This window comes from Pseudomonas sp. FW305-E2 (genome assembly GCF_058782925.1).
This window is the reverse complement of record NZ_JBYSYE010000010.1, coordinates 119,605-128,066: the sequence shown is the minus strand read 5'-3', so window position 1 is coordinate 128,066 and position 8,462 is coordinate 119,605. Positions and strand designations below refer to the sequence as shown.

The following is an 8,462-nucleotide window of genomic DNA, read 5'->3' as shown; positions in this document are numbered from 1 at the left end:
CAAGTAACTATCTACCACCCCCTCCCCCACCATGCGCTCAACCTTGTCGGCCTCCCACGTACAAGGTGACCGTCATGATCGACAGCAGAATCAACGCCAAAGGCGTGCAGTTCGTAGTAGACCATCTGGCCAACATCCCACGCCCGGACCGCGAAGCCAATCGCTTGATCCGGCAGTGGCTTGCCGGGCAAGGTGTGCATATCGACCCCGATCGCGTCGATGTGGTCACCCTGCACTACCGGCCGGATGACCAAGGGTATGTGGCAGAGATCCAGCAGACCCAGAGCATGACCCAGGCGCTGCTGGGCAACTGGCAAGGGGAGTCCGATAACAACCTCATCGGCGCGCTGTTCGCCAACCCTTGGGCAGGCACCTTCCCCCAAGGGCCGTTGAAGCTGGTCGATCGCCTGCCAGCGCTGGGCTTTGGCCATCAGGGCGCCGCCTTCGAGGTGTATAACGGCCTGTTCCAGCGATCGTCCCCCGCCCGTTACGATGCCTCGACCCACATTCAGGTTCCGGCTGAAGCCTTCCAGCGGTTCATCGAAGCGCTGGACTTTCACCAGCCGTTCAAAGCCATGCTCGACGCTTACTGGCAGGAGCATCAGGACACTCACCGCCTGGCCAGCAAGCTCAATTTCATCGCCGCCTGCAACGCCCAGGTCAGCCAGGGGCGCCTGAGTGATGCCGCCAGGGAGCTGGCATGGCAAGCCGCCGGCATGATGCCGCAGCGCTTCAAGATACGGGTGAGCACGCTGAGCATCTATGGCTATGCGGCCACCGACCTGCTGTACATCAATGCCCCCCACAGCGATCTGACCCTGCTGTACATGCCAGGTAACAGCTCGCCCTTGCTCGAATTCGCCAGCGAGAACCTGCTCAAGGACTGGGTGGGCGATCAGTGCAAGGACCCCGCCCGACGCGAGGCACTCAAACAACACTTCAGGCTCGCCGACCGCCCTCAGGGCCTCGATTTCAGCGGCCTGGACACCGCGCTCGAGGGCCTTGGCGACTATCCGGACCGGCACCGGTTGCCACCTGAACATGGTTATTTCAACGATGATGGCGTCTGGCCCCCCAGAACCTACGTGAACTACAAACCTGGCAAGTACAACCCCAAACTGACCGGGGATATGTTCGCAGCCCTGACCGAGCGCCAGCGCCAGCGCAGCTACGACGATGCCGATTTTGTCATCACCACCGATAGCCAGGTTACCAAAGCCAAATGGCGAGGCTACCTCACCAATACGCTCAACCTGCTAGCGCCACTGTGCCTGGTGGTGCCGGGGCTGGCGCCACTGCTGGCGCTCGGTGGCATTGCCCAGTTGGGCCTGGGCCTGGATCAGGTGATCAACGGCCACAGCCTGAAAGCCAAACAGGACGGGGTGGGCGACATCGCCTGGGGGCTGTTCAACGCCGTACCGCTGGCAACGGAGGGCACAGCAGGCATCAAGGCCCTGTTCGAGTTCAAAAGCGATGGTTTTGTCATGCCGCGCGAGGTCAACGGGCAGCTCGGCTATCCGCTAAGCCCGACCAGTCCACCACGGCTTCCCGAGCCAGAAGGCGCAGAGTACTTCCACCACCACGAGCCGATTACACCGCTTGACGAAGGCGACCCGGCTGTTGCCGGCGCGGTGATACGCTTGCCACACTACGATGGCGAACTGGACGACCTGGAATGCAGCATCGAAACCTACAATGCACGCGTGGTCTATGACCTGGAGCACGACGCATTCATCATCAAGGAAACCGTCAACGAGGTCGAGCCGCAAGCCTACATCGCAGTGCCTGGCAGCCGTGACCTTGTGGCGCTCGACAGGCAGCGCCCAGTCACCGACGCCATGCGCACCCGCACCTTGCGCGCGCTGGGTGTCGACCTGCCACTGCCAGTCACCATTCCGACACCGGCCCCGGACAGCGCCCCCATCCCCAAACTTATCTCCAGCCTCTGGGTCGGCGACAAAGTCATAAGCGAGCCATTGCTGGCCAACCTTGCCGCCAACGCCGCGCGCCTGAGCGACAGTGAATACAGCATGCGCCTGTTTCTGTCGAAGGCTTCGCCTACCGCCTACGAACAGAACGCAAGGCTATTGGCAGCCCGGGCGCCAGGGCTGCAGGTATTGCCGCTTGAAGAGCAAGGCTTCTTCCGGGCCTTCCGCCAGAGCCGCTATTACCCGCAGTACGAGGCAGCGCTGGATGGCAACGGTGGCATCGCCACCAATTACGCGTCTGCGACCGATGTGCTGCGCTACCGGATGCTGCACCATGAGGGTGGGCTGTACATGGACGTGGACGACTTCCTGCTGCCGGACGGCAAGGGCGAAACGATCGATCAGGTCGAGCTGCGCACCCCACCCGATGGGCTGCTGCTGCCACCGCCGATGTCCAACGAGAAGATGAGCATGAATTGCCTGTACAACACCAGCCTCATTGGTAGCCACCCAGGCAACCCACTGCTGGATGCGATCTCCGATGAAATGCTCGCACGTTTCCAGACCCATGCAGACTTCTACGAAAGCCGACCGAGCCTGGAACAGGACCCGAGCGGTTTCTATCGCTATGCCAACACGCTCAGCTATCTCACCGGGCCGGCGCTGCTCACTGAAGTGGTCGATCGCCATCTACCCGGGTTGCGGACCCTGCGCCAGATCATCAACCTGCACACCATGCCACGTGTCAACACCTATCCATTCATCAACCCTTCGCAAGCCAATACAGCCCTGAAGCAACTGCTGCCCCTGAACCGGTTCGCCGGCGTGGGCGGCAATCACTCCTGGGTTCGCAACTGAAATGAACAGCGGTTACTGAACGGGCCTGGCGACACCTTTCAAATCGAGCGACGCATGGGCGGCGCTCGATTTCCCAGGCGACGCACCTGCTGCCGAGGGTACCCCCGTCAAGGAGCCCGATACACCTTGCTCATCAACTCCGCCTCGGCCTGGGTCAGGCCGCAGCTCTGGGTCAACTCATCGATACTCGCCCCCATCCCCACCAGCTTGGCCGCCTGGCTAAAGGTAACGTTGCTGGGGTCGCGCTGCTCCAGGCGCTCCAGCCGGTCTGGCAGGGTAGCCACCGTCGCACGCAGCTCATGGATGGCCTCCCCCATGCGCACCGTGCCGTTCTGGTAGTCATCCAGACGCTTGGCCAAGTCCTTGATGCGCTGGTCACGCAGCGCATCGCCCTCGGCCTGCTGCGCAGCCAGCTCGCGCTGGCGCTTGCTGTAGTTGAGGAAAAACCACAGGCTCAGCGCCCAGGCCAGCGCCAGGAAGATGACAGCAACCTCTAGGATCAACTCAGATGTTCTCCAGCTCGGACCACTCTTCCTCGGTCATCATCTTGTCCAGTTCGACCAGGATCAGCAGTTCGCCATTCTTGTTGCACACGCCCTGAATGAACTTGGCCGACTCTTCGTTACCCACGTTCGGCGCAGTCTCGATTTCGGACTGGCGCAAGTAAACCACTTCGGCCACGCTGTCGACCAGAATGCCGACCACTTGCTTGTCGGCTTCGATGATGACGATACGGGTGTTGTCGGTCACTTCGGTAGGCATCAGGCCAAAACGCTGACGCGTGTCGATCACCGTCACCACGTTACCGCGCAAGTTGATGATGCCCAGCACGTAGCTCGGCGCACCCGGCACCGGGGCAATCTCGGTGTAGCGCAGGACTTCCTGCACCTGCATCACATTGATGCCGTAGGACTCGTTGTCCAGACGGAAGGTAACCCACTGCAGGATCGGATCTTCGGAACCTTGTGCAGACGACTTTTTCATTCCCCTACCCTCAAAATCCGCCGTTGGCGGTATGTTCTGTGTCATTTCTGTTTGGCGTGCATCTGCTTGACCGCACCGCTGGCGATCAGCTCGGCCAGTGCGGCGACGTCGAGCAGTGCGCACATGTGTTCGATTACGGTGCCGGCCAGCCAGGGGCGCTGGCCACGCTGGCTGCGCCACTTGATCTCCGACGGGTCCAGGCGCAGCGAGCGGCTGACCTGATGCACCGCCAGCCCCCATTCGTAGCCCTGTACCGAAATCACGTATTGCAGGCCCTGGCGAAAATCATCGCGGTAGCGGTCGGGCATTACCCAACGCGCAGTGTCCAGCACCTTCAGGTTGCCGGCCTGGCAGGTCAGGATGCCGAGGAACCAGTCGGGCTGGCCGAACAGTGGCGTCAGCTCCTGGCCAGCCAGGGTGTAGATCGAGCCCAGGCACACCAACGGCACCGCCAGGGTCAGGCCGGCAACGTCGAACAGCAGGCATTCGAACGGCTCGGCCGCCCACACCGGACGACCGTCGACAGTGGCCGGGGGTACGGGCAGGTTGGGTGCCGGCAGATGCACATCGACCAGCGGCACAGCCGGTTCCACGGTTTGTTCTTCGACCAGTACCGGGATGCTGGCTTCGGCCACGACCTCCTGATCGACCACCGTCACCACCGGGGCTTCCACCGGCATCACGCTGGGCAGTACCGCCAGACGGGGTTCGGCGAACGGCCGCGGGGCAAAGCTGGCGGCGGCGGCTTCGGCGGGCTCAGGCCGGGCTGGCTGACGGGCATCGCGTGCCTGCTCCTCGCGCATCGCCTCGGCGAACTCATCCGCCACTGCCGGCTGCTCGCTCAGGTCTTCGGCCTCGGTGGCCTCCTGCAGCAGGCCGTCCAGGTACGATTGCAGGGCCATCTGGGGCCGGGTGCTGGTTTGCCGGGTTTGAGTCATCAGGCCACCTGCACTGCGGTCTTGTAGGTGAGCAGGTGCTTGAGCAGCGCCCGGTAGGCGATCAACCCACGGCTCTTGCTGTCGAACTGCGAAGGCGTGACGCCCTTGCGACTGGCATCACGCAGGCGCGTATCCACCGGGATGTAGCCCTGCCACACATGCTGCCCGTAGGTGTCACGCAGCAACTTGAGGGTGCCAAGCGACGCCTGGGTACGACGGTCGAACAGGGTCGGTACGATCTGGTACGGCAGCGCCTGCTTGCGCGAACGGTTGACCATGGCCAAGGTGCCGACCATGCGCTCCAGGCCCTTCACGGCGAGGAACTCGGTTTGTACCGGGATCACAAGCTGCTGGCTGGCGGCCAGGGCATTGACCATCAGCACCCCCAGCAAGGGTGGGCTGTCGATCAGGGCATAGTCGAAATCCTGCCACAGCTGCGCCAGACTCTTGGCGATTACCAGGCCCAGGCCATTCTGCCCTGGCGACTGGCGCTCCAGCACCGCCAGGGCGGTACTCGACGGCAGCAGCGAAATGCGCTCATCGCTGGTGGGCAGCAGCAGTTGCCCGGGCAAGCCTTCGGGCACCGTGCCCTTGTGCAGGAACAGGTCGTAGCAGCTGTGTTCCAGGGCATCCGGGTTGTGCCCGAAGTAGCTGGTCATCGAGCCGTGCGGGTCGAGGTCGACGACGACCACGCGCTTGCCGGCCTCGGCCAGCAGGCCGGCCAGGGCAATGGTAGTGGTGGTCTTGCCGACACCACCTTTTTGATTGGCTACTGCCCAGACTCTCATCAAGCAAACTCTATCTATTGATTTGGCAGGGACACTGTAGAAACAACCGTCATGCGCAAAACTTCAAAGCTCGCACTCTCCTCTGGGGGAGCGGGCAAGCCCGCGAACACCGGCGTAGCCGGTGCCATTCACCGAGTCGCTGGCTTCGCGGGCATGCCCGCTCCCACAGGGGGCGGCGGCACATTCAAAATCGTGTTCGTATCAGCGACGGGGAATTGACGTATCACGGCCTCGCTACCGTTGCTTGTATTGCCGGTGCACTTTGTGTGCCAGCCCGGCGCAATGCGGCATCCGGTGTGGCATTGGCGCTGCCCGAGCCTGTCAGGCTGCGGCGCACTTCCAGATTACGGGAAATCACCAGCACCACCCGGCGGTTGCGTGCGCGCCCTTCGGCGGTATCGTTGCTGGCCACCGGCTGGTACTCGCCGTAGCCCACCGAAGCCATGCGTGCCGGGTTGACGCCCTCCATGGCCAGCAGGCGCACGATGCTGGCCGCGCGCGCCGAGGACAACTCCCAGTTGGTGGGGTACTGAGCGGTGCGGATCGGCAGGTTGTCGGTGAAGCCTTCGACGTGCACCGGGTTGGCGAACGGCTTGAGGATGTTGGCCACCTTCTCGATGATCGCAAACGCCTTGTCACTGGGCATCGCGTCACCACTGCCAAACAGCAGCGACGAGTTGAGCTCGATCTCGATCCACAGCTCGTTGCCGCGCACGGTCATCTGGTCGCTGTTGATCAGGTCGCCGAAGGCATCGCGCACGTCATCGCTGATGGTTTTCAACGGGTCGACATTGGTCGCCGCCAGGCCCGCTTCGGTCTGCTCGCTGTCTTTGACCAGCGGTTCGGCCGGGCGCACGCTCAGCGGCTGCTCATCGCCAATCGGGATCGGCTTCATGCTGCGCTCGGGGTCGTTGAATACCCCAAGCAAGGCCTGGGAAATAACCTTGTACTTACCCTCGTTGATCGAGGAAATGGAATACATCACCACGAAGAAGGCGAACAGCAACGTGATGAAGTCGGCGTACGACACCAGCCAGCGCTCGTGGTTTTCGTGTTCCTCGGTATGACGACGGCGACGCATGGGTTACTCCATGAAGCCTTGCAGCTTCAGCTCGATCGAGCGCGGGTTTTCACCTTCGGCAATCGACAGCAGGCCTTCGAGCAGCATTTCACGGTAGCGCGACTGGCGCATGACGATGGCCTTGAGCTTGCTGGCGACCGGCAATAGCACAAGGTTGGCACTGGCCACACCGTAAATGGTGGCGACAAAGGCCACGGCAATGCCATTGCCCAGTTGCGACGGGTCGGCCAGATTGCCCATCACATGGATAAGGCCCATGACCGCCCCGATGATGCCGATGGTCGGCGCATAGCCGCCCATGCTTTCGAATACCTTGGCTGCCTGGATGTCACGGCCTTCCTGGGTAAGGAAGTCGACCTCAAGGATGCTGCGGATTGCTTCCGGCTCGGCGCCATCCACCAGCAGTTGCAGGCCCTTGCGCGCATAGGGGTCGGGCTCGCTGTCCGCTACCCCTTCCAGGCCCAGCAGGCCTTCTTTGCGAGCGGTCAGGCTCCAGTTCACCACTCGGTCGATGCCGCCCGCCAGATCGACCCGCGGTGGAAACAGGATCCAACGCAAAATCTGCAAGGCACGCTTGAACGACGACAGCGGCGACTGCAACAACGCCGCCGCCAGGGTGCCTCCCAGCACGATCAGAGCCGCCGGGCCATTGACCAGAGCACCGACATGACCGCCTTCAAGGAAGTTGCCACCGACGATGGCAACGAAAGCCAGGATCAGACCGATCAGGCTAAGGACGTCCATCAGATGCACGCCTCCACCAGGTGCTTGCCGATTTCGTCAAGGCTGTACACGGCATCCGCCAGGTTGGCCTTGACGATGGCCATGGGCATGCCATAAATCACGCAGCTGGCTTCATCCTGGGCCCACACCGTGCTGCCCCCCTGCTTGAGCAGGCGCGCGCCCTCGCGGCCATCGGCGCCCATGCCGGTGAGCACCACCGACAACACCTTGTCGCCGTACGACTTGGCCGCCGACCCGAAGGTGATGTCCACGCACGGTTTGTAGTTCAGGCGCTCGTCGCCGGGCAGGATCTTCACCGTGCCACGGCCATCGATCATCATCTGCTTGCCACCGGGGGCCAGCAGGGCCAGGCCCGGGCGCAGCATGTCGCCGTCTTCGGCTTCCTTGACGCTGATGCGGCACAGCTTGTCCAGGCGTTCGGCAAACGCTTTGGTGAACGCCGCCGGCATGTGCTGGATCAACACGATCGGCGCCGGGAAATTGGCCGGCAGCTGGGTCAGTACCCGCTGCAGCGCCACCGGCCCCCCCGTGGAGGTACCGATGGCCACCAGTTTGTAGGGTTTGCGCTTGGGTGCCGGCGACTGCGAGGCCGCCGGTGTCGGGGCCGCTGCACGGGCAGGCGCTGCCGGGCGCGTCTGCGCCTGGCTGGCGAAGGTGCTGGCCGGCGCTGGAGTGGCGACCGGCGCCGTTCTGGCATAGCTGCCGATCCTGCGGTTGCTGCGCGAAATGGTGTGCACCTTCTCGCACAGCAACTGCTTGACCTTGTCAGGGTTGCGCGAGATGTCCTCGAAGTTTTTCGGCAGGTAGTCCACTGCGCCGGCATCCAGCGCGTCAAGGGTGACGCGGGCGCCTTCATGGGTCAGCGACGAGAACATCAATACGGGCGTCGGGCAGCGCTGCATGATGTGCCGCACGGCGGTAATGCCATCCATCATGGGCATTTCGTAGTCCATGGTGATCACATCGGGCTTGAGCGCCAGCGCCTGGTCGATTGCTTCCTTGCCGTTGGTCGCGGTACCCACTACCTGGATCGTTGGATCCGCCGAGAGGATTTCCGAGACACGGCGGCGGAAGAAACCAGAATCATCCACCACCAGGACCTTGACTGCCATAAACACTCCATTAGGCGGCGCAACCCGCC

Annotated in this window: 8 protein-coding genes; 1 reads left to right on the top strand and 7 read right to left on the bottom strand. The window is 62.8% G+C overall.

Features of this window, described 5'->3' with window-relative positions; genetic code table 11:
* The first annotated feature begins 74 nt into the window (after window positions 1–74).
* On the top strand, window positions 75–2,786 hold the full coding sequence (locus tag AC3WLP_RS11620) for a dermonecrotic toxin domain-containing protein (protein ID WP_012051650.1): 2,712 nt from the start codon (window positions 75–77) through the stop codon (window positions 2,784–2,786).
* Between the two features lie 107 nt (window positions 2,787–2,893).
* Here AC3WLP_RS11620 and AC3WLP_RS11615 read toward each other — a convergent pair whose 3' ends face one another.
* From AC3WLP_RS11615 to AC3WLP_RS11585, 7 genes are all read right to left on the bottom strand, one after another.
* Window positions 2,894–3,289: a DUF2802 domain-containing protein gene (locus AC3WLP_RS11615; protein ID WP_012051649.1), complete on the bottom strand. Its 396-nt coding sequence runs from the start codon at window positions 3,287–3,289 to the stop codon at window positions 2,894–2,896.
* A gap of 1 nt (window position 3,290) precedes the next feature.
* Window positions 3,291–3,770, bottom strand: coding sequence for a chemotaxis protein CheW (locus AC3WLP_RS11610; RefSeq protein ID WP_003254393.1), 480 nt, complete (start codon window positions 3,768–3,770; stop codon window positions 3,291–3,293).
* A 41-nt stretch (window positions 3,771–3,811) separates the two neighbouring features.
* Window positions 3,812–4,708: a CheW domain-containing protein gene (locus AC3WLP_RS11605; RefSeq protein ID WP_088513373.1), complete on the bottom strand. Its 897-nt coding sequence runs from the start codon at window positions 4,706–4,708 to the stop codon at window positions 3,812–3,814.
* Window positions 4,708–5,496, bottom strand: coding sequence for a ParA family protein (locus AC3WLP_RS11600; protein WP_003254396.1), 789 nt, complete (start codon window positions 5,494–5,496; stop codon window positions 4,708–4,710). The genes AC3WLP_RS11605 and AC3WLP_RS11600 overlap by 1 nt, the downstream gene beginning before the upstream one ends.
* A 223-nt stretch (window positions 5,497–5,719) precedes the next feature.
* Complete coding sequence (motD, locus tag AC3WLP_RS11595) at window positions 5,720–6,577, bottom strand: flagellar motor protein MotD (protein ID WP_014755793.1); 858 nt, start codon at window positions 6,575–6,577, stop codon at window positions 5,720–5,722.
* Window positions 6,578–6,580: 3 nt separating this feature from the next.
* Window positions 6,581–7,321 carry a flagellar motor protein gene (locus AC3WLP_RS11590; protein ID WP_003254399.1) on the bottom strand — a complete coding sequence of 247 codons (741 nt, stop codon included), beginning with the start codon at window positions 7,319–7,321 and terminating at the stop codon, window positions 6,581–6,583.
* Complete coding sequence (locus tag AC3WLP_RS11585) at window positions 7,321–8,433, bottom strand: protein-glutamate methylesterase/protein-glutamine glutaminase (protein ID WP_017148173.1); 1,113 nt, start codon at window positions 8,431–8,433, stop codon at window positions 7,321–7,323. The genes AC3WLP_RS11590 and AC3WLP_RS11585 overlap by 1 nt, the downstream gene beginning before the upstream one ends.
* Window positions 8,434–8,462: the final 29 nt, after the last annotated feature.

Excerpts from the sequence above, each read along its gene's own strand:
- AC3WLP_RS11620 (WP_012051650.1), top strand. The coding sequence starts at position 75 with ATGATCGACAGCAGAATCAACGCCAAAGGCGTGCAGTTCGTAGTAGAC.
- AC3WLP_RS11585 (WP_017148173.1), bottom strand. The coding sequence starts at position 8,433 with ATGGCAGTCAAGGTCCTGGTGGTGGATGATTCTGGTTTCTTCCGCCGC.
- AC3WLP_RS11590 (WP_003254399.1), bottom strand. The coding sequence starts at position 7,321 with ATGGACGTCCTTAGCCTGATCGGTCTGATCCTGGCTTTCGTTGCCATC.
- AC3WLP_RS11600 (WP_003254396.1), bottom strand. The coding sequence starts at position 5,496 with ATGAGAGTCTGGGCAGTAGCCAATCAAAAAGGTGGTGTCGGCAAGACC.
- motD (WP_014755793.1), bottom strand. The coding sequence starts at position 6,577 with ATGCGTCGCCGTCGTCATACCGAGGAACACGAAAACCACGAGCGCTGG.
- AC3WLP_RS11605 (WP_088513373.1), bottom strand. The coding sequence starts at position 4,708 with ATGACTCAAACCCGGCAAACCAGCACCCGGCCCCAGATGGCCCTGCAA.
- AC3WLP_RS11610 (WP_003254393.1), bottom strand. The coding sequence starts at position 3,770 with ATGAAAAAGTCGTCTGCACAAGGTTCCGAAGATCCGATCCTGCAGTGG.